The sequence below is a fragment of the Brevundimonas sp. SGAir0440 genome, assembly GCF_005484585.1.
In the GTDB taxonomy this organism is placed as follows: domain Bacteria; phylum Pseudomonadota; class Alphaproteobacteria; order Caulobacterales; family Caulobacteraceae; genus Brevundimonas.
On the sequence record NZ_CP039435.1, the window covers coordinates 2,450,598 to 2,476,497 of the forward strand.

Here is a 25,900-nt window from a genome sequence, read left to right on the forward strand (position 1 = left end):
AAAAAGGGTCCGGCTCTCGTCGCCCGTCATGGCGGCGGACCGGGCTGGGTCGTCGCTTCGGGTCATACGTGCAGACCTCCGGCGTCGCCGCAGGGCTCGAGCTCGGTCTGGACGGTCGTGTGATGCAGGTCGAAGCGCTCTTCGAGCATGTCGCCGACGGCCTGTCGGACGGCGTCGGCGTCGGCGCCCTCCGCCAGCACGACGTGAACCGTGCAGCTCGCCTGATCCGCGCCCGAGACCCAGACGTGGAGGTCGTGAAGGCTGGCGACCCCGGGGGTGGCGAGGATGGCGGCCCGCACGTCCGACAGGGCCACGCCGCGCGGGGCGCCCTCCAGCAGGATGTGGGTGGTGTCGCGCAACAGAATCCAGGTCCGGGGCAGGACCCAGAGGCCTATGGCGATCGCGACGATCGGATCGACCCAGCGCCAGTCCGTCACGGTGATGACGACGGCGGCGACGAGGACGCCGAGCGATCCGAGCATGTCCGCCCAGACCTCCAGATAGGCGCCCTTGACGTTGAGGCTGCGATCCTTGCCGCTCGACAGGATGCGCATGGAGATCAGATTGATCACCAGGCCGGCGGCGGCGACGATCAGCATGCCGATCGAGCCGACGGGCTCGGGATCCAGAATGCGCTTGATCCCCTCGTAGAGGACGTAGCCGGCGACGACGAAAAGCAGCACGGCGTTGAACGCCGCCGCCAGGATCTCGAACCGCCGATAACCGAAGGTGCGTTTCTCATCCGCTGGCCGCTGGCCGATCTTGATCGCCAGCAGCGCAATGGCGAGGGCCGCCGCGTCGGTGAACATATGCGCGGCGTCCGACAGCAGGGCGAGGCTGTTGGACACCAGGCCGCCGATGACCTCAACGATCAGGAAGGTCCCGGTCAGCGCCAGGGCGATGCTGAGCTGCCGGGCGTTGGCCCCGGCGGTGTGGTCGTGAGCGTGGCCGCTGGAGTGGTCGTGGCTGGTCATGAGGCGCGTTCCTGTGGGTGGTCGGAGGCGGCGTTGGCGTCGCGGAGAATCTCGACGCCGCCCTTGATCGCGATCGCCGCGACGAGGACGCCGACGACGAGGTCGGGCCAGGCCTGGTCGAGCCAGAGGACCAGACCGCCGGCGACGAGGATGCCGCCGTTGGACGCGAAGTCGTTGAAGCTGAAGGTCTCGGCCGCCTTCATGTTGACGTCGATGCTGTGCTGGCGGCGGATGAGCTGCAGGCAGATCAGATTGACCACGGCGGCGACCAGGGCGAGCGCCATCATGGTCGGACCGATCGGCTCGGTTCCGGTGATCACCCGCCGCACGGCGTCGACGAGGACGCCGACGGCGAAGACCAGCAGCATGATCCCCGACGCCCTCGCGGCGCCTCGTTTCCAACTTCCTGCCCGACCGATGGCCAGGAAGCTGATCAGATAGACCGCCGCGTCCGAGGCGTTATCCAGCGCATTGGCCAGCAAGGCGCTGGAATCGGCGGACACGCCGCCGATTCCTAGCGCCGCCGCCAGGCCGGCGTTGAGGCCGAGAACCGTCAGCAGCGTCCGGCGCTGCCGACGGTCATCCTGGGGCCGGGCCATCAGTCTTCGATCCCCTCGTCCTTGCGATGACGCACCGCCTTGGCCGCAAAGGTCGGGAGCACCAGCAGGGTCAGGGCGGTGGCGGTGATCAGGCCGCCGATGACGACGGTCGCCAGCGGCTTCTGAACCTCGGCTCCCGCGCCGTGGGCGATGGCCATCGGAATGAAGCCGACGATCGCCACCATGGCGGTGGTGAGCACCGCCCGCAGGCGGCTGGACGCACCCTCGATGGCCGCGTCACGGGGCGGCAATCCCGCCTGAAGCCGCTCGCGGATCGCCTGCATCAGCACCAGGCCGTTGAGCGTCGCCACGCCGGAGACGGCGATGAAACCGACGGCCGCCGAGACGGAGAACGGCATGCCGCGCAAGAGCAGCGCCAGCGCCCCGCCCACCAGGGCGAGCGGCACGCAGGCGAACACCAGACCCGCCTCGGCGAAGGAGCCCAGCGCCATGAACAGCAACACGCCGATCAGGACGAAGACGATCGGAATGACCAGGCCCAGCCGCTGTTCGGCGCGCTTTAGGTTCTCGAACTGGCCGCCCCAATCCAGGCGGACGCCCGGCGGGAGCTGAACCTGATCCACCGACCTCTGGGCGTCGGTGACGAAGCCGCCCAGATCGCGCCCCCGCACATTGGCCTGGACGACCATGCGGCGGCTGCCGTCGTTGCGGCTGATCTGGTTCGGTCCCTCCGCGCTCTGGATGCGCGCGACCGAGGACAGGGGCACGGTCACGCCGGTCGATGACACGATCGGCAAGGCCGCCAGCGCCGCCGGATCGTTACGCGCAGCGTCCGGCAGACGGACCACGACGTCGAAACGTCGGTCGCCCTCGAAGATGCGGCCGGCCTCGGCGCCGCCGATCGCGGCCGAAACCGCTTCGGAGACGTCCGCCGCCGACAGGCCGTAGTTGGCCGCGGCGAACCGGTCCACGCTGATCGTCAGGGTCGGCAGGCCGGAGGCCTGTTCCACCCTCACGTCGGCCGCCCCGTTCGTCTGGCGCAGGGCGTTGGCCACCTGGTCGGCGACCCGCTGCATGGTGGCGAAATCGTCGCCATAGACCATGACCGCCAGATCGGTCCGCACCCCCGAGATCAGCTCGTTGAAGCGGAGCTCGATCGGCTGGCTGAATTCGAAGTTGTTGCCGATCTGCCGCGACGCGACTTCCTCGAAGCGGGCGATCAGCTCTTCCTTCTCCAGACCCGGGTTGGGCCAGTCCTTGCGGTCCTTCAGAACGATGACGCTGTCGGAGATGTTGGGCGGCATGGGGTCCACCGCCGCTTCGGCGGTGCCGGTCCGCGAGAACATGGTCTCCACTTCCGGCTGGGCCTTGATCGCCCGCTCGATCGCCATCTGCATGGCGAGCGACTGCTCGAGCGACGCCGACGGGACCCGCAGCGCCTGCATGGCGATGTCGCCCTCGTCCAGGGTCGGGATGAACTCCCGGCCGAGGGCGGTGAAGGTGACGCCGCCGATGACCAGGGCGCCGAGCGCGGAGAGCAGGACGATCTTCGGACGATCGACGGCCGTGCGAATGGCCGGAGCGATCCAGCGGCGCGCGTGGCGCAGCAGGAAGGTCTCGTGCTCGTGGGCGTGGCCGTGTTCGTCGACCTCGACCTTCTTGGGATCCCGCACCAGAAGCGCCGTCATCGCCGGCACGAAGGTGAAGGAGAAGATGAAGGCGCCGACCAGGGCCAGCATGACCGTCGCGCCCATCGGGATGAAGGTCTTGCCTTCGACCCCTTCCAGCATCAGCAGGGGGGTGAACACCAGCAGGATGATCAGCTGACCGAAGGCGGCCGGCTTGACCATCTGGCGCCCCGCCGCGGCGGCGACGCCGAGACGCTCGTGCCGCGTCAGCATGCGCCCGGCCTCGGCGCGCTTCTGACTGAGCATCAGCAGGGTGTTCTCGACAACGACCACGGCGCCGTCGACAAGGAGACCGAAGTCCAGCGCGCCGAGGCTCATCAGATTGCCGCTGATGCCAAACCGGTTCATGCCGATAACGGCGAACAGGAAGCTGATCGGGATCATCAACGCCGTGATGCTCGCCGCCCGGATATTGCCGAGCAGCAGGAAGAGCACGACGATGACCAGGAGCGCGCCTTCGGTCAGATTGCGCGCCACCGTGGCGATGGTGGAGTTCACCAAGGCGCTTCGATCCAGCACCGTCACGGCCTCGATGCCGGGCGGCAGGGTCTTCTGCACTTCCTCGAGCCGGTCGCCGGCGGCCTGGGCCACGGTGCGGCTGTTGCCGCCCGCGATCATCAGGGCGGTGCCGAGGACCGCTTCGTGTCCGTCGCGGCTGGCGCCGCCCAGACGCGGGGCCTGGCCGACCTCGACGGTGGCGACGTCGGCGACGCGGACCACAAGGCCGCTTCGATTGACGACAGGCGCCTGGGCGAGGTCCTCGACGGTCGAGGCCAGGGCGTCCGTGCGGACCGTCAGGGCCTCGCCCGCACGCTGGACATAGCCGGCTCCGGCCTGGGTGTTGGCCCGGTCGAGCGCCTGGATGAGGTCGCCCATGCCGAGCCCGTAGGCCGACAGACGCGCGGTATCCGGACGAACTGCGTATTCCTTCACATAACCGCCGACCGTATCGACGCCGGCCAGGCCGGGCGCCGTCCGCATCTGCGGAGCGATGATCCAGTCCTGCACGGTACGCAGATAGGTGGCGCGCTGTTGCGGGGTGGTGAGGAGATCGCCTTCAGGTGTCAGATAGGCGCCGCCGGCCTGCCAGCCGGTCTGGCCCGGCTTGGCCAGGTTGGCGCTGTTGAACGGCTTGTAGTCCACCGTCCACATCAGCACCTCGCCCAGGCCGGTCGTGATCGGGGCCAGCGCCGGTTCGACGCCTTCGGGCATCGTTTCGCGCGCCTGCGCCAATCGTTCGGCGACCTGCTGACGGGCGAAATAGATGTCCGTCTGGTCGGTGAAGATGACGGTCACCTGGCTGAAGCCGTTGCGGCTCAGCGACCGGGTCGAGGTCAGGCCGGGGATGCCGGCCATGGCGGTCTCGATCGGATAGGTGACCTGACGTTCGATCTGTTCGGGGGCCAGGGCCGGGGCGACGGTGGTCACCTGCACCTGACGGTTGGTGATGTCCGGCACGGCGTCGATCGGCAACCGTGTCAGTTCGAGGAGGCCGTAGGCAGCGACGAGCGCCGTGGCCAAGACGATGAACCATCGGAATTTGACCGACAGCTCGATGATGAATTTGAACATGCGCCCGTTCCCCTAGTGGCCGTGCTCGGCCTCGCCCTTGGCGAGTTCGGCTTTGAGGAGGAAGGCGTTGGTTCCGGCGACCCGCTCGGACCCGTCGAGGCCGCGCAGGATTTCCGTGCGTCCCCCGGCCTGGCGACCGACGAGCACGGGGCGAAGCTGGAAGCCGTTCGGGACCTGGATGAAGACGACGCTGGCGCCGTCGACGGTCTGAATGGCTTCCGTCGGCACGGTCAGGCCGCCGGCGGCTTCACCCGTCACGATCGCGCCGGTGACGGCGGAACCGGCCGGCGGCAGGGTCGCTCCCGTCGGACGCGCCCGGATCACGGTGGCGCCGCTTTCCGCGCCCGCCCCGGCGGCGACGCCGGTGACGACGGCGTCGAAGTCGCCCGCGGGGCTGGAGACCCGCAAGGTCGATCCCGCGCGAACAAGCGCCGCAAGGTGCGGCGGCGCGTTGAACACGAGTTCGACGCGGGCGGGGTTGGTCACTTCGGCGATCACACCGCCCTGCGGGACGAAGCCGCCAGGGCCGACCTGAACGCTGGTGACCACGCCGGCGATCGGGCTGTTCACGCTCAGCCGTCCGGCGGCGTTGGGCGATCCGGCCGCGCTCGACCGCGCGCGCGCCGCCCGGGCCGCCGCCTCGGCGCTCAGCAGCTGCGCCCGGGACGCCTCGACCTCTTGCCGGGCGACGACGCCCTGGTCGGCGAGGTTGCTGTTGCGCTGATAGGCCTGGCGCGCGGCCTCGGACTGGGCCGCGGCCGCGTCCGCGTCGGCGCGGAAGGTGGCCGCGTCGCCGCTCACGAGGCTGGCCAGGGGCTGGCCGATCCGAACGGACTGGCCGGGCGCCACCAGCACCCGTTCCACCCGTCCGCCGACGGACGCGGCGACGGCGGCGCGGGCGTCGATCATGGGTTCGACGCGACCGGAGAGCCGGGTCTCGGCGCCCCCGCCCCGGCCGACGCCGACGACGACCAGATTGGCGGCCTGGGCCTGGGCCGCGCTGAGAGCGACGAAGCCCTCGGGAGCTTCGGCCTCGCCTTCGGCGTGACCGCCCTCCTCTTCGGCGTGGCCGGCTTCGCCTTCAGCCGCCGCGCCTTCGCCGGCGGGCGGATCCGACCGCCCCATGGCGAGGTAAAGACCCCCGGCCCCGAGGATGACGAGGGCGGCGACCCCGCCGATCAGCAAGGTCTTGTTGGAAGTGCGCTTGCGCATCATTGGGCTCCTTGGAAGGGGGCGCGGCCGTCCTGGCGCGCGAGATCGATTTCCGCGCGGACCCGGGCGAGGCGGGCGTCCACGGCGGCGGTTCTGGCGTTGACCAGGGCGGTGCGGGTCGCGCGAAGCTCGAGCTGCGAGATCCGGCCCGCCTCGAAGCCGATCCGCGAGAGGCGGTAGGCTTCTTCCGCGGAGGTCACCCCGGCGTCGGCGGCGTTGACGCGGCTCACCGAGGCGCGGAGGCGCGCCTGTGCTGCGGCCCGGTCCGCCTGGGCTTCCTGACGGGCGGTTATCAGCCGGGCGTCGGCCGCCCTGAAGTCCGCCTGGGCGGCTTCGATGTTGCCGCGGTTCCGATCGAACAGCGGCAGGGGCAGGCTGAGGCCGAAGGTCAGCGCCGTCGCGTCTTCCGCCTCGTAGCGGCGAAGTCCGACGCTGGCGCTGACGTCCGGTCGCGACCGGGTGCGTTCGACCGCGATGCGGCTTTCGGCGGCCGAGCGCTCAGCCTCGGCCACGCGCACGGTCGGCGTCTGGTCCGTCGGCGAAAGGGCGGTCGCTGGCGCGAGGTCCAGCAAGCTGACGTCGATCGTCGTCACCGGCTCGGCGAGCATGGCCACCGCCGTGAGCCGGGCGAAGGCCGCGTCCCGTTCGGCGATGGCTTCATCGAGACCGGCGCGCGCGGCGGCGGCTTCGCTCTCGCCCTGGATGCCGCGCAGAAGCGGCTCGCGCCCCTCCTCCACCAGCACCAGGGCCGCGCGGGCGTCGGCGAGGGTGAGGCTCAGTTTCTCCTCGGCCAAGGTCGCGCGACGCTCGGCCGCCTCGGCGTCGGCGTAGACCAGCGCCAACCGTCCGGCGGCGTCGACCACGGCCAGGTCTCGTCGGAGCGAGGCGGTCCCGGCATCGGCGCGGGCCGCGTTGATGCGAGCCGTGCGTCGACCCCAGAGCTCAAGATCCTGAGTGATCGAGAGCGTGGTCTCGGCATTGCCGTAGCCAGAGAAGGGCCCGCTCCCGAACGCGTTCTCGGCGTCGAGGGCGAGGGTCGGGTTGGGGCGGACACGCGCCTGGCGCGCCCGGGCTTCAGCGGCGTCCAGAAGCGCGCCGGCTTCCAGGGTGGCCGGGGTCTGGTCTAGCCGGGCGAGGAGCTCGGCGAACGAAGGCGCAGGGTCAGCCCACGCGGGGCTGGCCAGCACAGCCGCGATAGCGGCGAGCGCGCAGCCGACCGCGAAACGCGGCGGCCGGCGATATGAGGCAGGCATGATTCATCTTCCAGAGGGAGTGACACGAGAGAGCCCGCGCGGAAGCGCGGTCGTCGTGTCAGGCTCTGGGAGGGCGTTTCAGTCCGTCGGGCGCGATGGAGCCGAAGAGATCGCTCAGGGGCAAGGCGTGGAGCGGCCGGTCGAAGGCTTGCAGAGGCAGGTCCTCGCCGACCGTCGTGCGAGCGGCGGCGGTATGATGGCAATGGCCGTGCGAGCAGATGCCGTGGTCCTTGCCGCCGGTGTGGTCGCCTTCGGCCGGATCGTGATCGACCAGGGCGTGGGCGGCGGGCGGTTCGGGCTGGCAGGTCGCTGCGTCAGCGATGGGCGCGACGAAGAAGGCGGCGGCGACGAAGGTCACCGCCAGAATCAACTTCGCCCATGTCACCATCGACCAGGTCATCGGCGGCTGCATACTTTCGTTCGCCCGTATCGGCAATCTGTTACACAGTACGCTGCTCCGGCGGCCCCGGCCTTGCGCGACGGGCAGGCGCTCCGACCCGCCCTGCTGCGACGACCGGTCACGCCGGATCGGGCCCGGCGGATCAAGCGCCCGCTCCAGGCAGGGCGGCGGACGAGCGAGCGGCCTCGCGGGTCTCGACCAGCGCCTGACGGGTGATCGACCAGGCGGATTGCAGGAAGATGAAGGCCAGCAGGGCGCCGGCGGCGAGATCGGGCCAGCGCGATCCCGTCAGCCAGACCAGACCCCCCGCCGCGGCGACGCCGAGGCTGTGGGCCAGGTCGTTGCGCGTACAGAGCCAGACCGATCGAACATTGGCGTCTCCGTCCCTGAAGCGCAGCAGCAAGGCGGCGGCGACCAGGTTGGCGGCGAAGCCGAATAGACCCAGGCCCGTGATCACGAAGCCCTCCGGGGCTGCCCCGGTCATGGCCCGCCAGACCGCGAAGCCGAGGACAGACAGCCCCAGCACGACCAGGCTGGCGCTCTTGGCGAGCGCCGCTCCCGCGCGCAGGCGCATCGATCGCCCGATGACCCAGAGGCTGACGGCGTAGGTGACGCTGTCGGCGAGGAAGTCGAGCGCATTGGCGGCGAGCGCGGCCGACCCCTGCGCGACGCTGCCGGCCAACACCGCAGCGAAGCCGACGAGGTTGATGGCGATCACGGCCACCAGCACGCGGCGATAGGCCGGCGTGGCGCCGTCGAACTTTACGTCATGACCACAGCAGCCGGAGGTCGGGCGGCAGGAGGTTTCGGTCTGGTCCATGACCTCGGTCTACATCCTCTAGTCACTAGAGGATCAAGCGCCTATTTTCAGCCGATGACGCTCCCTTCCGCTCCGCATCTGACCATCGGCAAGCTCTCCGCCGCGACCGGCGTGAAGGTGCCGACCATCCGCTTCTACGAGCAGGCCGGGCTCCTGCCCGAGCCGCCGCGTACCGCCAGCGATCGTCGGCTCTACGACGAACCCGCACTGCGCCGGCTCGGCTTTATCCGGCACGCCCGCCAGTTGGGCTTCGACCTGGACGCTATCCGCTCGCTCCTCGACCTTGCCGATCACCCCGACCGCACCTGCAGTGACGCAAACGCCATCGCGGAACGGCACCTGGCCGATATCACGGAGAAGATTCGGCAGTTACAGGCGCTTCAGACTGAACTTTCACGGATGACCACCGACTGTGCCGGCGGGCGAGTCTCGGCCTGCAAGGTCATCGAAGTCCTTCAGGACCGCGACTGCCGACACTAGGCAGACCGACAGTCAGGCGTTTGGTCGGGATTGGGGCGCAATCGCGATAGACGAGAGATCGTCCGCGGCGTCGATCGGAACCCCGGCCGCCTTGCGCTCGGAATAGCGGTCGACCAGCCGGGCGGCGTGAGGCCGGGTCAGGATCGTGAAGCGGACCAGCTCCTCCATCACGTCGACGATGCGCTCGTAGTAGGCGGACGGCTTCATCCGCCCGGCGTCGTCGAACTCCTGGAAGGCCTTGGCCACGCTCGATTGGTTGGGGATGGTGATCATCCGCATCCAGCGACCGAGCAGCCGCAGGGTGTTGATGGCGTTGAAGCTCTGCGACCCGCCGGAGACCTGCATGACGGCCAGGGTCCGGCCCTGGGTCGGGCGCACGCCGCCCATGCTCAGGGGCAGATGGTCGATCTGCAGCTTCATCAGGCCCGAGACCTGGCCGTGCCGCTCCGGACTGCACCAGACCATGCCCTCGGACCACAGGGCGTGCTGGCGCAGTTCGCGCACCGCCGGGTGGTCGTCGTCGCCGGGCGACCCCGGAAGGGGCAGGTCCGACGGATCGAAGATGCGGGTTTCGCAGCCCATCCACTGCAGCAGGCGAGCCGCCTCCTCGACGCAGAAGCGCGAATAGGACCGTTCGCGCAGCGAACCGTACAGGAGCAGGATCCGGGGCGGAGGGTCGTGCGGCCCCAGACCGCGGGCCGGATCGACCGCGAGATAGGTCTTGTCCAGGGCCGGCAGATGATCCGGATCGGGCAGCGCTCGCAGGCGGGTGAAGGTCATCAGAGGTCCTTGGTCAGATAGGCCGCCGACGCCGGGCAGAGCCCCGCGAACTCGCGGGTCCGCCGGATCGTCTCCGGCGCCGTCTCGCGGTTCGCCGCCCGATAGCCCTTCCGGGCGAAGAAGGGCTCGGCCGTCGTGGTGAGCAGATGCAGGCTTGCGGCACCCAGGTCGCCGGCGACGATCTCCGCGGCGGCCAGCACCCGGGCTCCCAGGCCGCGCGCCTTCCGGTCGGCGAGGACGACCAGGGAACGCAGCAACAGGTCGCGCCCCTCCCCTTCCAGTCCGACGTAGCCGACGACGGCGCCGCAGTGATCGGCGCTGAAGTAGCGGCCGGCGTCGGGCGCGGGCAGGCCTTCGGCCCGCAGCGCGGCGATCAGGCCGGCGTCGGTCGGCTCGATCAGATACATGACCACCATCACCCGGCGTCCGCCGGCGGGACGGTGTCCGGGAACCAGCGCCGGCCCATCCAGAGGGCGACCGACACCAGCAGGATCAGCACCGGCACCTCCACCAGCGGGCCGATGACGGCGGCGAAGGCGACCGGCGAGGCCAGGCCGAACGCCGCGATGGCGACCGCGATGGCCAGCTCGAAATTGTTCGAGGCCGCGGTCAAGGCCAAGGCCGTGGTGCGCGGGTAGTCGGCCTCGATCAGCTTGCCCATCAGGAAGCTGACGACGAACATGACGAGGAAGTAGATCGTCAGGGGAATGGCGATGCGCAGGGCGTCGAGCGGCAGGGCCACGACCTCTCCGCCCTTGAGGCTGAACATGGCCACGATGGTGCAGAGCAGCGCGATCAGGGTGATCGGCCCGATTCGCGGCAGGAAGCGGCGCTCGTACCAGTCGGCGCCCTTGCGGGCGATCAAACTGCGGCGGGTCAGGAACCCCGCCAGGAACGGCACGCCGAGATAGACCAGCACGGCTCCGGCGATGGTCCAGACGCTGACGTCCACCACGCTGCCCTGCAGGCCGAACAACGGCGGCAGGACGGTGAGGAAGACCCAGGCGTAGAGGCTGAAGAACAGGATCTGGAAGATCGAGTTGAAGGCCACGAGACCGGCCACATACTGGTTGTCGCCGCGCGCCAGCTGGTTCCAGACCAGCACCATGGCGATGCAGCGCGCCAGGCCGATCAGGATCACGCCGGTCATGTACTCCGGCTGATCGCGCAGGAAGATCACCGCCAGGGCGAACATCAGCACCGGACCGAGAACCCAGTTCTGGATCAGGGACAGAGCCAGCACCCGCTTGTCGGCGAACACGCGCGGCAGGGCCTCGTAGCGGACCTTGGCCAGCGGCGGGTACATCATCAGGATCAGGCCGATGGCGATCGGGATGTTGGTGGTCCCGACCGACAGGCTGTCGACCCAGGCGGGCAGGCCCGGCACCACGGTTCCGAGCAGGACGCCCAGCGCCATGGCGGCGAAGATCCATACCGTCAGCCAGCGGTCGAGGAACGACAGGCGGCGCGGCGGAGCGGCGGGCGCGTCGGTCATCTCGCCACCCGCTGGCCGTCCGCGTCGATTACGACCTCCCCGTCTTCCTTGGTGAAGGGCTTCAGGTTCTCGGCCGGCAGCAGGTCCAGCACGGCCTCCGACGGGCGGCACAGGCGGACCGCAAGGGGGCTGACCACGATCGGACGGTTGAGCAGGATCGGATGGGCCTCGATCGCATCGAGCAACTGGTCATCCGTCAGGGCGGGATTCTCGAGACCCAGTTCGGCGAAGGGCGTGCCCTTCTCGCGCAGCAGGCCCCGAAGCGTCGCGCCGGTGCGCTCGGCCAGCCAGGCGATCATGGCGCGCGACGGCGGGGATTTCAGATACTCGATGACGTGAGGCTCCACGCCCACGTGGCGGATCAGCTCGAGGGCGTTGCGCGACGTCCCGCAGGCGGGGTTGTGATAGATGACGATGTCCACGGGATCCTCAGGGGCAGCAGGGCGCGAGTTCGGCCAGCAAGGGCTCGCAGAGGTCCGCCCTGCCCCCGCAGCAGTCCTTGAGCAGGAACAGGACCAGGTCGCGAAACCGGTCCAGGTCGGCTCGATAGATGATCGAACGGCTGCGCCGCTCCGACTTGATCAGACCCGCACGGGTCAGGACGCCGAGATGAGACGACAGGGTGTTGGCCGGAGTCGCCAGGTGGTTGGAGATGTCACCGGCCGGCAGACCGTCGGGTTCGTGACGCACGAGGAGACGAAACGCCTCCAGCCGCGTCGATTGCGCCAAGGCGGCGAGAGCGAGAATCGAGGCTTTGGTTTCCATAGTTCCGAGATAGTCGAATTATGGAAATGTTCAAGCCCCTCGCCCGTTCGCGCCGCAAGCCTACGGTGGGGAGGTTGCGGCTAGGCCTTCCGCAGTCTTTCGAGTTCGATTCCCCACAGCAATGTGGAGATGTCCGATGGCCCAGGCCGACCCGCCGCTGAGGCGCACGATCAAGAAGCCGCAGCTCCGTCAGATGGTGCCGTTGGCCGACAGCACCATCTGGGAGATGGAACAGCGCGGCCAGTTCCCGAGGCGGTTCCTGCTGACGCCCCGATGCGTCGTCTGGGACCTGGCCGAGATCGAGGCCTGGCTGGTGCTGCGCCGCGCCAAGCCGATCAAGCGGGCTCCCGCGCCTGACGTCCGCAAGCGGATCTCACGGCCGGTCAGAGCCGGGGATCGAAGCGAGGACCGGCTGTTTCCGGGATGACGAGCACGGGCGTGAACGCCCGCCCGGCCTCCCAAGCGTCGACCGCGTCCGACCACTGCTGCGCCATGTGACGCCGCTGCGTCTCGAACTCGGCCTTGTTGTAGACTCCGCGCGAAGACCGCTCCTCGTGGGCGAGGCCCTTCTCGATCCAGTCCGAGTTGAAACCCATCTCGTGCAGCAGGGTCGAGGCGGTCCGGCGCAGGTCGTGGACCGTGAACGGCTCCAAGGGCAGATCGCGCTCCCGGGCGCGCTCGGCGATGGCGCTGGTCACCCGATTGAAGGTGGCCCGCGACATCGGGGCGTCGGCGTCGTAGCGGGACGGCAGGATGTAGCGGGAGTTTCCGGCGCAGGTCTTCAGCGCGATCAGGATGTCGAGCATCTGGGTCGAGAGGTAGACGTTGTGCGGCCGGGACCGCTTCATCCGCTCCTTCGGGATCGACCAGACGGCGTTCTCGAAATCGACCTCGCTCCAGACGCCGTCTTGGAGCTCGCTCTTGCGGACCATGCTCAACAGGATGAACTTCAGGCCGAGGCGGATGGTCGGCAGCGTCGCCACCTCGCCGAGCAGCCCCAGCATGATCCGGATCTCCGTCGGCGACAGCGCACGGTCCCGCGGGCGGAAGGTGGCGATCGAGGCTGGGCCGACCCCGTCCGCCGGATTGTCGATCTTCTCTCCGTGCAGGATGGCGAAGGCGTAGATCTGTTTGACGATGTCGCGGACGTGGATCGCCGTCGCCGGCGCGCCGCGCTCGACGATCGTCTGGCAGTGGGCTCTCAGGTCGCCGGGCGTGATCTCGTTCAGCAACCGGTTCTCCCAGTGGGGCAGAACCTCCCGTTTGAAGATGGACCGCCGCATGTTGCGGGTACTGTCCGCCATGGGCGCGTGGTCCATCCATCGCTGGGCGACGTGGCCGAAGCTCCGGGCCTCTTTCAGCCGCCGCTTGGCCCGCTGCTTCTCCAAAGCCGGCGAGACGCCTTCCGCGATCATGCGCTTTGCGTCGAGGACCTTCTCACGGGCCTTGGCCAGCGACATGCCGGCCGGCCCGTAGGCGCCAAGGGTCACCGACTCGCGCCGCCCGTTGAAGCGGTAGTCGTACTTGAACGCGATGCCGCCCTTCGGTGAGATGAGCAGATACAGACCGTCCCTGTCGGTCATTTTATAAGACTTTGATTTCGGGCGAATATTTCGCAATGCGGCGTCGGTTAGCATGCCGTTTTGACTCCAAAAGACCGTCAGGCGCTTTCGGGGTCTTTCGGGATCATTTTTCTCAGACAAGTCAGCAACTTGGCCCAAGAAAAGACCGTCAGGACCCTTCTGGCCCTCTGACGGTATGGAGCGGAGTCTCGTGAGGCAACGGCGACGGGACCGTCAGACCGACCGACACAGCCGTACGCAGCCCCTCGAAAGGTATCGAGAGACTGCGAGAACATTTTTCTTACAAGTCAGTGTTTTGGTGAGGGTTTCGGAAGCGATCTGGAAACTTTCAGAAGGCCTCAAATTATTCCCACTCGATCGTCCCGGGCGGCTTGGACGTCACGTCATAGACGACGCGGTTGACGCCGCGGACCTCGTTGATGATGCGGGTGGCGGTCTTGGCCAGGACATCCCACGGGAACTGGTAGAAGTCAGCGGTCATGCCGTCGGTGGAGGAGACGGCGCGCAGGGCCAGGACCTTTTCATAGGTGCGGGCGTCGCCCATGACGCCGACGGTCTTGACCGGCAGCAGGACGGCGAAGGCCTGCCAGATCTTGTCGTAGAGACCGGCCTTGCGGATTTCGTCCAGATAGATGGCGTCGGCCTGTTGCAGGGTCTCGACGGCGTCCGGCGTGATCTCGCCGGGGATGCGGATGGCTAGGCCCGGTCCGGGGAACGGATGGCGGCCGACAAAGGCGTCGCTGAGCCCCAGTTCGCGGCCCAGGGCGCGGACCTCGTCCTTGAACAGCTCGCGTAGAGGCTCGACCAGTTTCAGCTTCATATAGTCGGGCAGGCCGCCGACATTGTGATGGCTCTTGATGACGTGGGCCTTACCGCTGGACGAGGAGACGCTCTCGATCACGTCCGGATAGAGCGTGCCCTGAGCCAGGAATTCGGCGCCCTCGATCTTGGCGGACTCACGATCGAACACCTCGATGAACAGCCGGCCGATGGTCTTGCGCTTGGTCTCGGGGTCGGAAATCCCGGCCAGCTCGCCCAGGAATTCCTTCGATGCATCAACATGCACCAGCGGGATGTTGTAGTGCTCGCGGAACAGGGTGGTTACCTGTTTCGCCTCGTCCTTCCTCAACAGGCCGGTGTCGACGAAGACGCAGGTCAGTTGATCCCCGATGGCCTCATGGATCAGGACGGCGGCGACCGAGCTGTCGACACCGCCAGACAGGCCGCAGATCACCTTGGCGTCGCCGACCTGTTCGCGGATCTGGGCGATCTTTTCGTCGCGATAGGCGGCCATGGTCCAGTCGCCCTTCAAGCCCGCGATGCCGTGGGTGAAGTTCTTCAGCATCTGATGTCCGCGCGGCGTGTGCATCACCTCGGGGTGGAACTGCACGCCATAGAAGCGACGGGTCTCGTCGGCGATCACCGCATAGGGCGACCCCTCGGACGAGGCGACCACGTCAAAGCCTTGCGGAATGGCGACGATCTTGTCGCCGTGGCTCATCCAGACCTCTTCGTTCTCGCCGACGGGGGCCAGGTCGGCCAGAAGGGGCGAGGTCTTCTGGACGGTGATCTTGGCGCGGCCGAACTCGCGCGTGTGGCCGCCCTCGACCTTGCCGCCCAGCTGCTCGCACATCGTCATCTCGCCATAGCAGATGCCCAGAACCGGCACGCCGGCCTCGAACACGCCCTGCGGCGCGCGGGGACTGCCCTCTTCATGCACGCTCTCGGGACCGCCCGACAGGATGATGGCCGCCGGCTTCATGGCCGTAAGGGCCGCTTCGGCCTTCTGGAACGGATGGATCTCGCAGTAGACGCTGGCCTCGCGCAGTCGGCGCGCGATCAGCTGCGTCACCTGGCTGCCGAAGTCGACGATGAGGACCTTCTGGTGGTCTTGAGGCGTGGTCATGGCGTGATCGAATCCGGGGCGGGAGGATGGGCGGGGTCTTGGCCGGGCGGGGCCGATATTTCAAGGGCGCGAAGCTCAAGGGCGGCGGGGCCGTCGGCCTCCAGCACGGCGATCAGCCGATCCAGGGCGACGGCCAGGTTTTCGTCCACATGATGCAGGGTCGAGCTCCAGTCCTCCAACGCCTTCAACTCGGCGCGACCGTCCGACACGCCGCGCAGGGCGATCACGGGCACGCCGAAGGTCTGGGCGGCGCGGACCAGGGCCCAGGTCTCCATGTCCACCATCTCGGCGTCGATGGCGTCATAGGCGGCGCCGGAGACGACGTTCGCCCCCGTCGACAGGGTCGCCGTCGGCACGCCGGGGATCGGGCACGGCAAAGACAGGACGGCGGGCTGGTCCAGCAAGGGCGTCACGCCCTTCGGAAAACCGAGCGGGCTGGCGTCCATGTCGCGATAGCCGACGGACGATACCTGGTAGACCGCCGCATGCTCCAGCACCCGTGACCCGCACGAGCCCAGCGATACGATCAGATCCGGCAGATCGCCCGCCGCCTCCAGCCGCGCCAGGGCGGCGCTCAGGCTCACGGCGGCCTCGACCGGACCGACGCCGGTCATCAGCGGCGCGATCCGGGCCTGAAGGTGCGGGCCGTATTCAGCAGGCGCGGCCATGACGTAGAGCAGCGAGACCCCGCCATGCCGCGCCAGCTTCATGCCGCGCGCTCGTAAACGGCGGCGAAGAATCCGTCGGTGTCGGCCGAGGCCGGCGACAGGCGCAGCCGCGCCCCGGACGCCAGCTCGGCGAACTTCGCCTGCGCCGCCTCGCTCAGTTGCGGCGCCGACAGGACATCGGTGACGGCGACCGGGCGGAAGTCGGGATTGGCGGCCTCGAAGGCGTCCACGCTGGCCTCGTTCTCGCGCACCAGCATCGAACAGGTGACATAGACCAGACGGCCGCCCGGCTTCACCAGCTTGGTCGCCTGGCTCAAAATCCGCACCTGCAGGCCGTGCAGCTTTTCGACCTCCTCGGCGGTCAGACGCCAGGCGTCCTCGGGCCGACGACGCCAGGTGCCGGACCCCGAACAGGGCGCATCGACGAAGACCAGATCGGCCTGCCCGTTCAGATCTTCCAGGCCCCCGCCGTTCTGGCCGATCAGGACCAGCTCCGCCTCGACGCCAGCGCGGTGCAGGCGAGGACGAATGTTCTCCAAGCGTTTGTTGACGACGTCGGAGGCGACCAGCTTGCCTTGCGCCTTCATCGCCTGGGCCAGACCCAACGTCTTGCCGCCCCCGCCGGCGCAGTAGTCCACCACCGTCATGCCGGGCGCGGCCCCCGCCAGCCAGCAGACGACCTGGCTGCCTTCGTCCTGGATTTCGAACCGGCCGGCCTTGAAGCCGTCCAGCGCCTGGATGTTGGGCGGCGGTTCCGACGGCACGCGCAGGCCGACGGCTGACCAGGGCGTGCGCGACACGTCCAGCCCTGCGGCCTTCAGTTCGGCCTCGACCTCATCGACCGTGGCGGCCGCATCATTGACGCGCAGGTCGATCGGCGCGCGCGGCGCCATCAGGGCGTGGGCTTCCTCGGCCCAGCGGTCGCCGAAGGTGGCCTTGAAATCCTCGACCACGAACTCGGGCAGGCCCGCGGCCACCCAGCCCGGCAGTTCGCCCTGCCCCGCCGTGATGCGGCTGCGCTCCTGTTTCGACAGCGGACGCGGGCCATAGCCATCGCCCGAATGCAGGGCCTCGATCTCTTCCAGCGACAGGCCGTCGATGGCGTGCAGCGAACCGATGACCAGAGCCCGACCGTCTTCACGCCCGCCCATGATCCACGACAGGCGGCCGCGCGCGCGCAGCACCTTATAGACCCGGTCGGCGATGGCGCGCCGGTCCTTGGACCCGGCGTAGCGGTTGGCCGTGCCCCAGGCCTTCATGACGGCCTCGGCCGGTTGGCGGCCCTGGGCGATGGAGTCCAGGACGGAGGCGGCGGCGGCGAGGCGAGCGGCTGGGGTCAATTCAGGCTTTCAAACGAAGAACAGGGACGCCAGGACCATGACCAGCCCCGCAAGCGAGACCACCCAGACCAGCGACCGGATATAGGGAACACCGAAGGCGTAGAGCGGCACATAGACCACCCGCCCCCAGAAATAGAGCGCCGCGCCCCACACCGTAAGCGCGCTGGACGCGCCGATGACATGGGCGATCAGCAGCGCGCCGATGAACAGCGGCAGGGTCTCGTACAGATTGGCCTGGGCGCGTTCGAGACGGCCGGTCAGCGGCTTCTTCGCCTCCGGCGTCTCGTCGCGCGGACCCGCATTCCATTTCGAGCCGAACTCGGCCGTCCGCGCCCCGGCGGGCAGGAAGATCTGAACCAGGGCCAAGATCAGCGTCAGGGCCAGATAGGTGAGTTCGGTCGTCATGGTCGCCTACCCCTGCCGATAGTTGGGCGCTTCACGCGTGATCATCACGTCGTGGACGTGGCTTTCACGCAGACCCGCGCCGGTGATGCGCACGAAGCGGGCGCGTTCCTGGAACTCCGGGATCGTGCCGGCGCCGACATAGCCCATGGAGGCGCGAAGCCCGCCGACCATCTGGTGCAGGACCGGGCTGATCGGCCCCTTGTAGGGGGTCTGACCCTCGATGCCCTCGGGCACCAGCTTCTCGGACGAAACTTCCTTCTGGAAGTAGCGGTCCGCCGAGCCGCGCGCCATGGCCCCGACCGAGCCCATGCCGCGATACGACTTGTAGCTGCGGCCCTGGTACAGGAAGACCTCGCCGGGGCTTTCGTCGGTGCCGGCGAACATCGAGCCCATCATGGCCACGTTGGCGCCGGCCGCGATGGCCTTGGCCAGGTCGCCCGAATATTTGATGCCGCCGTCGGCGATGACCGAGACGCCCGTGCCCTTGGCCGCCCGCGCGGAGTCCATCACCGCCGTCAGCTGCGGCACGCCCACGCCGGCGACGATGCGGGTGGTGCAGATGGAGCCGGGACCGATGCCCACCTTCACCGCATCCGCGCCTGCGTCGATCAGAGCCCGCGTCGCATCATAGGTGGCGACATTGCCGGCGATGATCTGCAGCCGGTTGTTCTCGCGCTTGATCCGCTCGACCACTTGGGCGACCGAGGCCGAGTGCCCATGGGCGGTGTCGATCACCACCACGTCGCAACCCGCTTCGGCCAGCGCCATCGCGCGCTCGTACCCGGCGTCCCCGACGGTGGAGGCGGCGCCGACCAACAGGCGGCCCTGCTCGTCCTTGGCGGCGTTGGGGAAGGCCTGGGCCTTCTCAATGTCCTTCATGGTGATCAGGCCGACGGCCCGATAATCCTCGTCCACCACGATGACGCGTTCGATCTTGCGGGTCTTCAGCAACTCGCGCGCCTCGTCGCGGCTGGCGCCTTCGCGCACCGTGATCAGGTCGCCGGTGGTCATCAGCGAGGCGGCCGTGACGTTGAGGTCGCTCTCGAAGCGCATGTCGCGGTGGGTCAGCATGCCGACCAGCTTGCCCGACGCCGGATCCACGACGGGAAAGCCGGTGATCTTCTTGCGCGCCACGATCTCGCGCACTTCGCCCAGCGTCGTCTGCGGGCCGACCGTCACCGGATTGACGACCATCCCGCTCTCATAGCGTTTGACGGCGCGGACCTCGTCGGCCTGCTCCTCGATGGTCATGTTGCGGTGCAGCACGCCCAGACCGCCCGACTGTGCCATGGCGATCGCCAGTCGGCTTTCCGTCACCGTGTCCATGGCGGACGACAGCAGCGGGATGTTCAGTTTGATGTCGCGCGTCAGCTGGGTCGAGACATCGACCATCGCCGGCATGAACTCGGATGCGCCGGGTTCCAGCAAAACATCGTCGAAGGTCAGTCCTTCGCGTATCTCCATAGGGAGTCTCCGTTTTGCGGGCCGCGTATAACGGGATGCAGGGGTCGGGGGCAAGGCCGATTGCGGTTATAGGCCCGATAGATTTTATTGCTTTGCAACCCGCAGGGCCGCTCACCATTCTCTCCACATGGTCGGCGTCATCCTCAGCACCGCGCGCAAACTGGCTCTGAAGATCGCCAGCTATGGCGTCATGCACCTGATTGTCGCCGTCCTGGTCGCCTTCGCCATCACCCGCGACTGGCGCATCGCCCTGGCCGTCGGCATGGTCGAGCCGATCTTCCAGACCATCGCCTACACCGTCCACGACCGCGTCTGGCACAAGGTCGAGCGCCGTCGCATGGCCTCCAATATCGAAGAGGTGACCGAAGCCTTCACCGCCCGCCTCGACATCATGTCGCCCGAGGAACAGCGCCGCTCGCACGACGCCCATCACGGCCATAGCCACGCCCTGCCCAGGTCGTTCAAACAGATCGCGCTGAAGACCGTCACCTACGGCGTCATGCATTTCGCCGTGGCGGTCGCCGTGGCCTACGCCCTGACCAACGACATCCGCACCGCGCTGACCATCGGCATGGTCGAGCCTCTGGTGCAGACGCTGTTCTTCACGCTGCACGACCGCATCTGGTCCCGCCTGGAAGACCGCCGAGCCCGCGCGAGCGCAGCCGCCGCCTGACGCGTCAGCGCTTGTTCAGCGCGACCAGAAACACCTCGGCGCTGTCCTTACGACTCGACGCCGGCTTGACGTATTTCACCGTCTCGAACTCCTCGCGAAGCCGCGCCAGAACCCCGCCGGCGTCCCCGCCCTGGAAGTTCTTGGAGACGAAGTTTCCGCCGGGCCGCAGCGTGCGGATGGCGAAGTCGGCGGCGATTTCGATCAGGGCGATGATCTTTAGGTGGTCCGTCTGGCGGTGCCCGACCGTGTTGTGCGCCATGTCCGACAGCACCAGGTCCGGCGCCCCGCCGATGGCGTCGATCAACTGCTGGTCCACGCCCGGATGGGTGAAATCGGCCTGAAGCAGCGTTGCGCCCGGGATCGGCGCGATCATCAGCAGGTCGACCCCCGCCACCGCGCCCGCACCCCGGTTCAACGCCACCTGGACCCAGCCGCCCGGCGCCGCGCCCAGGTCGATGACCTTTGACCCGCGCTTGATTAGCCGGAACTTGTCGTCGATCTCGATCAGCTTGAACGCCGCGCGCGAGCGCCAGCCCTCGGCCCGCGCCTTTTCGGACCATTTGTCCGACAGCTGGCGTTTGATCCACTGCTGGCTCGACATCGACTTGGTGTCGGCCGTCTTCATCTTGGTGCCCATGCCGCGTCCGGCGGCGGTTCCGCCGCTGGGCGGCCTCACCATCCGGCGGCGCTCCCCCGCCTGTTGATTCTGGGGCTTTTCGTCTTCGCTCATCGTTCCCACATAGCCCCGACCGGCGTTGCGGGCTATGTCCCGCCTCAAATCAACCCAAAGAGGACGACCGACATGGCCGACACCCTGACCTTCACCCTGGACACCGGCGACGGCGAAGCCCGCGACGTGGTCATCAAGCTGCGACCCGACCTGGCCCCCGGCCACGTCGAGCGTATCACCGAGCTGGCCAAGGAAGGCTTCTACGACGGCGTGGTGTTCCACCGCGTGATCCCGGGCTTCATGGCCCAGGGCGGCGATCCGACCGGCACCGGCACCTCGGGTTCCAAGAAACCGAACCTGAAGGCCGAGTTCTCGGCCGAGCCGCACGTGCGCGGCGTCTGCTCGATGGCCCGCACCTCGGACCCCAACAGCGCCAACTCGCAGTTCTTCATCGTCTTCGATGACGCCACCTTCCTGGATCGCCAGTACACCGTCTGGGGCCAGGTCGAATCGGGCATGGAACACGTCGACGCCCTGCCCAAGGGCGAGCCGCCGCGCAACCCCGGCAAGATCGTCAAGGCGACGGTGAACTAAAGCGAAAGCGGCCGAGTTGGACTTCGTCCAACTCGGATTAGATTTCGCGCAACGAGAATGTGCGCAATCTTGACGTTTCTCGATGATGGCTTTCAGTTGCAACGCTGAGCCATCGTCGGGGGACGACATTGCGCATTCTTCTGGTCATCGAGCCGTCCGGCGGCGGCTCGGGGCGTCATGTGGTCGATCTGGCCCGCGCCCTGATCGGAAGCGGCCATCAGGTGTCCCTGATCTGGTCGCCGCGCCGCGCAGAGCCTTGGTTTCAGGAAGCAGTCGCCGCTCTGCCCCTCCACGCCGATGAACGCCTGCCGATGCGACGCAGCGTCGGACCGTGGGACGTCGCCGCCCTTCACGCCCTGAACCGCCTGATCGCCCGCCTCGGCCCGTTCGAGATCGTTCACGGCCACAGCGCCAAGGCCGGCGCCCTGATCCGCTTGGCCCACGCGCCCGGCGCCGCCAAGATCTACACCCCTCACGCCCTGCCGATGATGGGCCCGGCCAGCCTGGCGACGATCATCGCCGGCGCGGCCGAGGCGCTGTTGGCCCGGTCCGGCGACGCCATCATCGCCGTCTCTGAGGAAGAGGGCGCCGTCGCTCGTCGCTGGGGGCTGGGCGGAAACCGCTTGCACGTCGTCCACAACGGCCTGGCCGCGCCACCCGCCAACGATCGTCTCGCCGCCCGACAAGCCCTCGGCGTTCCCGACGACGCTCTGGTCGTCGGCTTCGTCGGCCGGCTCTCCGCTCAGAAAGACCCCGTCCAGTTCGCCCACGCCGTCCGCCGGGCGAACGTCATCGATCCGCGCATCACCGGCGTCATGATCGGCGATGGCGATCTGTCCTCGGCGGTCAGCACCGCCGGCGGCGACGCCCTATGTCTGCTGGGTTCACGCGACGCCGGACCGTTGATGGCGGGCTTCGATCTGTTTGTCATGACCAGCCGTTACGAGGCCGATTCCTACGCCATGATCGAGGCGGCCGCCTTGGGACTGCCGATCGTCTGCACCGAAGTCGGCGGGATCGGGCGTCTGATCCAGGCCGGCGCGCGCATCGACCGCCTGCCCGTCGACGCCTCGCCCGATCATCTGGCCGAGGCGATGCGCGCCGCGCTGGCCAGCCGCGTCGTGCCCCTGCCGATCGCGCCGGGCCTGCTGTCCGCTTCACGCATGGCCGACCAGACCGTCCAGATCTACCGCGACGCCTTCGCCCGCCGACGCCTGGGTGGCTGAGCCCGTCTTCATCAACGGCCGCTTCCTGAACCAGCCGATGAGCGGGGTTCAGCGCTATGCGCGTCAGATCGTGCGCGCATTGGATCAGCGCCCCGGCGCCGCCGACCGTTACGTCCTGCTGACGCCCCCCGGCGCCGAGAACCTGAACCTGCTCCACATCCCGACCCGCACGCTCGGGCGCGCCGGCGGCCATCTTTGGGAACAGACCGCCCTGGCCAGGACCGCGCGCCACGGCCGTCTGCTGTCGTTAGGCGGTTCGGGTCCGGTGCTGCACCGGCGGCAAATCGTCGTCATCCACGACGCCGCCGTCTTTCGACATCCTGAGCATTTCCGCACAGGCTACGCCGGCTTTCACCGCACCCTGAACAAGATCCTGGCGCGCCGGGCGCGGCTGGCGACCGTCTCTGCGTTTTCCCGCCGCGAGTTGGCCTCGGCCCTGAACCTGTGGCCCGACAGCTTCGCCGTCGCCCCGAACAGCGCCGACCATCTTCGCGACATCACGCCGGACCCGACCGTCATCGAGCGCCTCGGTCTGACGACCCGCCCCTATTTCGTGGCCCTGGGTAACCTGACGCCGAACAAGAACCTCGCCGTCGCCATTCGCGCCCTCTCCCGTCTTGCAGAGCCCGCTATTCGGCTGGTCATCATCGGCGACCGGCCCGGCGCCGTGTTCGACCGTTCCGCCTTTCCGGCCGACCCGCGCCTGATCTTCGCCGGCCGTCGCTCGGACGCAGAGATCGCCGCCCTGCTCGGCGGCGCGCAGGCGCTCGTCTTTCCCAGCCTCTACGAAGGCTTCGGCATCCCGCCGCTGGAGGCGATGACCCTCGGCTGTCCGGTCATCGCCTCCGACATCCCCGCCACGCGCGAGGTCTGCGCCGACGCCGCCCTCTATTTCGATCCCGCCGACGACGCAGCCCTGGCCGCCCATATGGCTGAGTTGCTCAGCCGACCGGATGTCGCCCGTCGCGACGCCGGTCTTCGCCGCGCCGACCGTTACGCCTGGTCCCGCTCGGCCGAAGTCATCGAAGATCTTCTGCTCAGCACATGACGATAGACGGCTCTGTGGGCCTCGACGATCGACGCCTCGGTCCAGGCCGGATCACCGACCGCCGCAAAACGCCAGCGTTCCGGCTGGTCCACAGCCGCCTGCATCGCCGTCGTCAGCGCGTCTGCATCCCCCGGCTCGATCAGGGCCGACATGCCCGCCCCCTGCGCGGCTTCCGGCAGGCCGCCGATGCGCGAGGCGATCACGCCCAGCCCCTGCTGAACCGCCTCCGCGACGCTGCGTCCAAAAGGCTCGGCCCACACCGCCGGCGCGACCAGCACATCCACTCTGGGCCAGAACGCCTCCGCCTCCACCTGCCCCAGCCAGACGATGCGCGGATCATCATACGCCCGCCTCAACGCCTGCACGTAATCCGCCTCGCCCTGCCCGGCGATATTCAGCGTCCAGTCGCCGCCCAACCCTTTCGTCGCCGCCAGCAGAACCTCGATTCCCTTTTCCGGCTCGACCCGCCCCAGAAACCCGAACCGCATCGTCGGCGCCTCGACCAAGGACGGTTTCGGCGCCATCGCCGCCGCACCCGCTGCATTGCCGATCACCGACCCTGGAGTCCGCCGAAAATAGCCCGCCGCCCAATGCGTCTCCAGCAAAGGCCCGCTCAGGCCGATGACATGATTCACCCCTTGCGACCGTGATCGCTTGCCCGCCGTCAGCAGAACACATGATGCACACCGCCGCTCGCAACGCCGTCCGCGTCGAAACAGCGACGCCCGCGCGCACAGCATCGACCAGTCCCGCAGCGTCTGCACCAGCGGCAGATCCCGCCGCACCGCCGCGCGATAGACCGACAGCGAAAACCCCATCGTCAAATGCAGATGGATCAGATCCGGCCGCCCCCGCGCGACCGCCCGATCCACCGCCTGATCCATCAGCGGATTGGCCGCCTCCAGCCCATGCCAAACCGCGCGCCGAACTGCCGACCGCCGCACGCCGTCATAGGGCCAATACAGGTTTCGCAACGGCAGCCGCTGCACGGGCACGCCGTCGATCCGTTCGTTCACCGGCTCGCGCCCCGGCGTCAGCGTCAGCACCGACGCTTCCACGCCCGCCCGCCTCAACCCTTGCGCCAACTGCGCCACGCTGCGTTCCGCCCCGCCGATCTGCGCCGGCGGGTACAGGGTGTTGACGATCAGCACCCTCACGGCGCCAGCGGCCTTCGCCAGGCCAGGGCGCCCACCAGACAGCACAGGAAGACCATCCCCGCCCCCTGCGTCAGGTCCTCCCCGAACATCGCCGCCAGCACATAGACCGACAGCGGCGTCAGCGCGTCCAGCCGCGCCGCCGACGCCAGATGCAGCCCCAGCAGCACCAGCGCGATCACCACGCCCGCCGTCCGCGCCGTGAACAGATAGCCGTTGTGGCTGACCGACAGCGCCCGAAACGCCCCCATCTCGTCCGCCGACGACCACCCCGCTCCCATGGGCCGCTCCACGACCAGATCGACGGTCCGCCGCCAGGTCAGCATCCGTCCGGCCAGATTGTCCCGCAGCGCCGTCTTGTCGAATCGTCCCGCGAACCGGCCCCCGTCGAGGTCGAACCGCCCCGCCTGCAAAGCCATCGCCCCCGTGGCCAGCACACAGACCGTCAGCACCACCCCCAGCGGCCGAACCCGCTCGCGCCATCGCCAACCGACGACCATCCTCGCCAGCCCCGCCTGCACCGCCGCCATTACGCCGCCCCGCGACAGGGTGCTGACGAACCCCAGAACCGCCACGCCGACGCCGCCCCACGTGGTGCCGCGCCGCGCCCAGCGCCGTCCCGCCAGCATCACGCCGGCCGGGACCGCCAGTCCGATCATCGCCATCGCCGCATTCGGATGCTCGGCCAGGGTCGTAAGCCGCACCTGGGCGGCCGTCGTGGTCACCATCGCGCGCGGCGACGCCAGCCCCACGGCCTGCAAAGGCTCCAGCCCGACCAGCATCGCCAGCCCATAGGTCGCCAGATGACACGCCGCACCGGCCAGCACGGCCCAGAGGAATAGCCGCCGCCGTCCTTCATCCCTCAGGATCAGGCTCGCCACAGCCGGCGCCGCCAGCGCCGAGGCGATCCACCGAAACCAGAAGGCCACATCCCCGACATTCAGCCGATCGCCGCCCTGCGCGACCTGAACCAGCAGCGTCATCGCCAGAAAGCCCGCCGCGACCACGCTCGCAGCCCTCAGAACCGGCGCCATGCCTCGCCACCTCACACCTACCAGCGGCAAGGCGACGATCAGCGCCAGATCCCCCAGCCGCGGCCCGCTGACCTGCCCCGGCGTCAGAAACAGCGGCAAGGTCACGCCCAGGCCCAGCAGTCCCAATGCCAGCCAC

The 25,900-nt window shown here is 68.6% G+C and carries 27 protein-coding genes; 6 read left to right on the forward strand and 21 right to left on the reverse strand.

Going from position 1 to position 25,900, the window contains the following annotated elements:
* Positions 1-62 precede the first annotated feature (62 nt).
* The 7 genes from E7T10_RS12175 to E7T10_RS12205 form a co-directional block, all read right to left on the reverse strand.
* Entirely contained in the window at positions 63-974 is a 912-nt protein-coding gene (locus tag E7T10_RS12175; RefSeq protein WP_137721993.1) for a cation diffusion facilitator family transporter, read from the reverse strand.
* A complete protein-coding gene (locus tag E7T10_RS12180) occupies positions 971-1,573 on the reverse strand; it encodes a cation transporter (RefSeq protein ID WP_137721994.1) in 603 nt (200 codons plus the stop codon). Before E7T10_RS12180 ends, E7T10_RS12175 begins: the two co-directional genes overlap by 4 nt.
* The gene (locus E7T10_RS12185) at positions 1,573-4,794 is read right to left on the reverse strand and encodes an efflux RND transporter permease subunit (protein ID WP_137721995.1); all 3,222 of its coding nucleotides are present in this window, start codon (positions 4,792-4,794) and stop codon (positions 1,573-1,575) included. Before E7T10_RS12185 ends, E7T10_RS12180 begins: the two co-directional genes overlap by 1 nt.
* Positions 4,795-4,806: 12 nt before the next feature.
* Positions 4,807-6,006 (reverse strand): efflux RND transporter periplasmic adaptor subunit, encoded by a 1,200-nt coding sequence (locus E7T10_RS12190; protein ID WP_137721996.1) that lies wholly within the window; start codon positions 6,004-6,006, stop codon positions 4,807-4,809.
* Positions 6,006-7,259, reverse strand: coding sequence for a TolC family protein (locus tag E7T10_RS12195; RefSeq protein WP_137721997.1), 1,254 nt, complete (start codon positions 7,257-7,259; stop codon positions 6,006-6,008). The genes E7T10_RS12190 and E7T10_RS12195 overlap by 1 nt, the downstream gene beginning before the upstream one ends.
* A 58-nt stretch (positions 7,260-7,317) precedes the next feature.
* A complete protein-coding gene (locus E7T10_RS12200; protein ID WP_137721998.1) occupies positions 7,318-7,671 on the reverse strand; it encodes a hypothetical protein in 354 nt (117 codons plus the stop codon).
* A gap of 130 nt (positions 7,672-7,801) precedes the next feature.
* A complete protein-coding gene (locus E7T10_RS12205; RefSeq protein WP_137721999.1) occupies positions 7,802-8,479 on the reverse strand; it encodes a cation transporter in 678 nt (225 codons plus the stop codon).
* A gap of 54 nt (positions 8,480-8,533) precedes the next feature.
* On the opposite strand from E7T10_RS12205, the gene E7T10_RS12210 reads away from it, so the two are divergent.
* The gene (locus tag E7T10_RS12210) at positions 8,534-8,959 is read left to right on the forward strand and encodes a helix-turn-helix domain-containing protein (RefSeq protein WP_137722000.1); all 426 of its coding nucleotides are present in this window, start codon (positions 8,534-8,536) and stop codon (positions 8,957-8,959) included.
* A gap of 12 nt (positions 8,960-8,971) precedes the next feature.
* On the opposite strand, the gene arsH is transcribed toward E7T10_RS12210, so the two are convergent.
* From arsH to E7T10_RS12235, 5 genes are read right to left on the reverse strand one after another with little or no spacing between them, the layout of a single operon-like run.
* The gene (arsH, locus tag E7T10_RS12215) at positions 8,972-9,739 is read right to left on the reverse strand and encodes an arsenical resistance protein ArsH (RefSeq protein ID WP_137722001.1); all 768 of its coding nucleotides are present in this window, start codon (positions 9,737-9,739) and stop codon (positions 8,972-8,974) included.
* Complete coding sequence (locus E7T10_RS12220; protein WP_246846010.1) at positions 9,739-10,146, reverse strand: GNAT family N-acetyltransferase; 408 nt, start codon at positions 10,144-10,146, stop codon at positions 9,739-9,741. Before E7T10_RS12220 ends, arsH begins: the two co-directional genes overlap by 1 nt.
* A gap of 8 nt (positions 10,147-10,154) precedes the next feature.
* Positions 10,155-11,234 (reverse strand): ACR3 family arsenite efflux transporter, encoded by a 1,080-nt coding sequence (gene arsB / locus E7T10_RS12225; protein WP_137722003.1) that lies wholly within the window; start codon positions 11,232-11,234, stop codon positions 10,155-10,157.
* Entirely contained in the window at positions 11,231-11,656 is a 426-nt protein-coding gene (gene arsC / locus E7T10_RS12230) for an arsenate reductase (glutaredoxin) (RefSeq protein ID WP_137722004.1), read from the reverse strand. Before arsC ends, arsB begins: the two co-directional genes overlap by 4 nt.
* A gap of 7 nt (positions 11,657-11,663) precedes the next feature.
* A complete protein-coding gene (locus E7T10_RS12235; RefSeq protein ID WP_137722005.1) occupies positions 11,664-11,999 on the reverse strand; it encodes a helix-turn-helix transcriptional regulator in 336 nt (111 codons plus the stop codon).
* A 136-nt stretch (positions 12,000-12,135) separates the two neighbouring features.
* Here E7T10_RS12235 and E7T10_RS12240 point away from each other — a divergent pair, with 136 nt between their 5' ends.
* On the forward strand, positions 12,136-12,426 hold the full coding sequence (locus E7T10_RS12240) for an AlpA family transcriptional regulator (RefSeq protein WP_137722006.1): 291 nt from the start codon (positions 12,136-12,138) through the stop codon (positions 12,424-12,426).
* Here the strand turns inward: E7T10_RS12240 and E7T10_RS12245 are convergent.
* The 6 genes from E7T10_RS12245 to guaB all read right to left on the reverse strand — a co-directional run bounded on the left by E7T10_RS12245 (position 12,383) and on the right by guaB (position 19,365).
* Positions 12,383-13,636, reverse strand: coding sequence for a tyrosine-type recombinase/integrase (locus tag E7T10_RS12245; RefSeq protein WP_137722007.1), 1,254 nt, complete (start codon positions 13,634-13,636; stop codon positions 12,383-12,385). The genes E7T10_RS12240 and E7T10_RS12245 overlap by 44 nt on opposite strands.
* 289 nt (positions 13,637-13,925) lie before the next feature.
* Entirely contained in the window at positions 13,926-15,488 is a 1,563-nt protein-coding gene (gene guaA, locus E7T10_RS12250; RefSeq protein ID WP_137722008.1) for a glutamine-hydrolyzing GMP synthase, read from the reverse strand.
* Positions 15,485-16,198 carry a 5'-methylthioadenosine/S-adenosylhomocysteine nucleosidase gene (locus tag E7T10_RS12255; RefSeq protein WP_137722009.1) on the reverse strand — a complete coding sequence of 238 codons (714 nt, stop codon included), beginning with the start codon at positions 16,196-16,198 and terminating at the stop codon, positions 15,485-15,487. The genes guaA and E7T10_RS12255 overlap by 4 nt, the downstream gene beginning before the upstream one ends.
* Positions 16,195-17,496 (reverse strand): RsmB/NOP family class I SAM-dependent RNA methyltransferase, encoded by a 1,302-nt coding sequence (locus E7T10_RS12260; protein ID WP_137722010.1) that lies wholly within the window; start codon positions 17,494-17,496, stop codon positions 16,195-16,197. Before E7T10_RS12260 ends, E7T10_RS12255 begins: the two co-directional genes overlap by 4 nt.
* Positions 17,497-17,505: 9 nt before the next feature.
* A complete protein-coding gene (locus E7T10_RS12265) occupies positions 17,506-17,901 on the reverse strand; it encodes an MAPEG family protein (protein ID WP_137722011.1) in 396 nt (131 codons plus the stop codon).
* A gap of 6 nt (positions 17,902-17,907) precedes the next feature.
* On the reverse strand, positions 17,908-19,365 hold the full coding sequence (gene guaB, locus E7T10_RS12270; RefSeq protein ID WP_137722012.1) for an IMP dehydrogenase: 1,458 nt from the start codon (positions 19,363-19,365) through the stop codon (positions 17,908-17,910).
* 127 nt (positions 19,366-19,492) lie between these two features.
* Here guaB and E7T10_RS12275 point away from each other — a divergent pair, with 127 nt between their 5' ends.
* Positions 19,493-20,038, forward strand: coding sequence for a DUF2061 domain-containing protein (locus tag E7T10_RS12275; RefSeq protein ID WP_137722013.1), 546 nt, complete (start codon positions 19,493-19,495; stop codon positions 20,036-20,038).
* Positions 20,039-20,042: 4 nt separating this feature from the next.
* Here the strand turns inward: E7T10_RS12275 and E7T10_RS12280 are convergent, their stop codons facing one another.
* The gene (locus E7T10_RS12280; RefSeq protein WP_137722014.1) at positions 20,043-20,768 is read right to left on the reverse strand and encodes an RlmE family RNA methyltransferase; all 726 of its coding nucleotides are present in this window, start codon (positions 20,766-20,768) and stop codon (positions 20,043-20,045) included.
* Between the two features lie 72 nt (positions 20,769-20,840).
* Here E7T10_RS12280 and E7T10_RS12285 point away from each other — a divergent pair, with 72 nt between their 5' ends.
* The 3 genes from E7T10_RS12285 (at position 20,841) to E7T10_RS12295 (ending at position 23,576) form a co-directional block, all read left to right on the forward strand.
* The gene (locus E7T10_RS12285) at positions 20,841-21,302 is read left to right on the forward strand and encodes a peptidylprolyl isomerase (protein ID WP_137722015.1); all 462 of its coding nucleotides are present in this window, start codon (positions 20,841-20,843) and stop codon (positions 21,300-21,302) included.
* Between the two features lie 128 nt (positions 21,303-21,430).
* Positions 21,431-22,528 (forward strand): glycosyltransferase family 4 protein, encoded by a 1,098-nt coding sequence (locus tag E7T10_RS12290; protein WP_137722016.1) that lies wholly within the window; start codon positions 21,431-21,433, stop codon positions 22,526-22,528.
* Positions 22,521-23,576, forward strand: coding sequence for a glycosyltransferase family 1 protein (locus E7T10_RS12295; protein WP_210416095.1), 1,056 nt, complete (start codon positions 22,521-22,523; stop codon positions 23,574-23,576). Before E7T10_RS12290 ends, E7T10_RS12295 begins: the two co-directional genes overlap by 8 nt.
* Here the strand turns inward: E7T10_RS12295 and E7T10_RS12300 are convergent.
* Both E7T10_RS12300 and E7T10_RS12305 read right to left on the reverse strand, forming a co-directional pair.
* The gene (locus E7T10_RS12300; protein ID WP_168189944.1) at positions 23,522-24,733 is read right to left on the reverse strand and encodes a glycosyltransferase; all 1,212 of its coding nucleotides are present in this window, start codon (positions 24,731-24,733) and stop codon (positions 23,522-23,524) included. The genes E7T10_RS12295 and E7T10_RS12300 overlap by 55 nt on opposite strands.
* A complete protein-coding gene (locus E7T10_RS12305; RefSeq protein ID WP_137722018.1) occupies positions 24,730-25,890 on the reverse strand; it encodes an O-antigen ligase in 1,161 nt (386 codons plus the stop codon). The genes E7T10_RS12300 and E7T10_RS12305 overlap by 4 nt, the downstream gene beginning before the upstream one ends.
* Positions 25,891-25,900 lie beyond the last annotated feature (10 nt).

Bases quoted from the DNA above. Each gene is read 5' to 3' on its own strand.
- E7T10_RS12175 (WP_137721993.1), bottom strand. From the start codon at position 974: ATGACCAGCCACGACCACTCCAGCGGCCACGCTCACGACCACACCGCC.
- E7T10_RS12180 (WP_137721994.1), bottom strand. From the start codon at position 1,573: ATGGCCCGGCCCCAGGATGACCGTCGGCAGCGCCGGACGCTGCTGACG.
- E7T10_RS12185 (WP_137721995.1), bottom strand. From the start codon at position 4,794: ATGTTCAAATTCATCATCGAGCTGTCGGTCAAATTCCGATGGTTCATC.
- E7T10_RS12190 (WP_137721996.1), bottom strand. From the start codon at position 6,006: ATGCGCAAGCGCACTTCCAACAAGACCTTGCTGATCGGCGGGGTCGCC.
- E7T10_RS12195 (WP_137721997.1), bottom strand. From the start codon at position 7,259: ATGCCTGCCTCATATCGCCGGCCGCCGCGTTTCGCGGTCGGCTGCGCG.
- E7T10_RS12200 (WP_137721998.1), bottom strand. From the start codon at position 7,671: ATGCAGCCGCCGATGACCTGGTCGATGGTGACATGGGCGAAGTTGATT.
- E7T10_RS12205 (WP_137721999.1), bottom strand. From the start codon at position 8,479: ATGGACCAGACCGAAACCTCCTGCCGCCCGACCTCCGGCTGCTGTGGT.
- E7T10_RS12210 (WP_137722000.1), top strand. From the start codon at position 8,534: ATGACGCTCCCTTCCGCTCCGCATCTGACCATCGGCAAGCTCTCCGCC.
- arsH (WP_137722001.1), bottom strand. From the start codon at position 9,739: ATGACCTTCACCCGCCTGCGAGCGCTGCCCGATCCGGATCATCTGCCG.
- E7T10_RS12220 (WP_246846010.1), bottom strand. From the start codon at position 10,146: ATGTATCTGATCGAGCCGACCGACGCCGGCCTGATCGCCGCGCTGCGG.
- arsB (WP_137722003.1), bottom strand. From the start codon at position 11,234: ATGACCGACGCGCCCGCCGCTCCGCCGCGCCGCCTGTCGTTCCTCGAC.
- E7T10_RS12235 (WP_137722005.1), bottom strand. From the start codon at position 11,999: ATGGAAACCAAAGCCTCGATTCTCGCTCTCGCCGCCTTGGCGCAATCG.
- E7T10_RS12240 (WP_137722006.1), top strand. From the start codon at position 12,136: ATGGCCCAGGCCGACCCGCCGCTGAGGCGCACGATCAAGAAGCCGCAG.
- E7T10_RS12245 (WP_137722007.1), bottom strand. From the start codon at position 13,636: ATGCTAACCGACGCCGCATTGCGAAATATTCGCCCGAAATCAAAGTCT.
- guaA (WP_137722008.1), bottom strand. From the start codon at position 15,488: ATGACCACGCCTCAAGACCACCAGAAGGTCCTCATCGTCGACTTCGGC.
- E7T10_RS12255 (WP_137722009.1), bottom strand. From the start codon at position 16,198: ATGAAGCTGGCGCGGCATGGCGGGGTCTCGCTGCTCTACGTCATGGCC.
- E7T10_RS12265 (WP_137722011.1), bottom strand. From the start codon at position 17,901: ATGACGACCGAACTCACCTATCTGGCCCTGACGCTGATCTTGGCCCTG.
- guaB (WP_137722012.1), bottom strand. From the start codon at position 19,365: ATGGAGATACGCGAAGGACTGACCTTCGACGATGTTTTGCTGGAACCC.
- E7T10_RS12275 (WP_137722013.1), top strand. From the start codon at position 19,493: ATGGTCGGCGTCATCCTCAGCACCGCGCGCAAACTGGCTCTGAAGATC.
- E7T10_RS12280 (WP_137722014.1), bottom strand. From the start codon at position 20,768: ATGAGCGAAGACGAAAAGCCCCAGAATCAACAGGCGGGGGAGCGCCGC.
- E7T10_RS12285 (WP_137722015.1), top strand. From the start codon at position 20,841: ATGGCCGACACCCTGACCTTCACCCTGGACACCGGCGACGGCGAAGCC.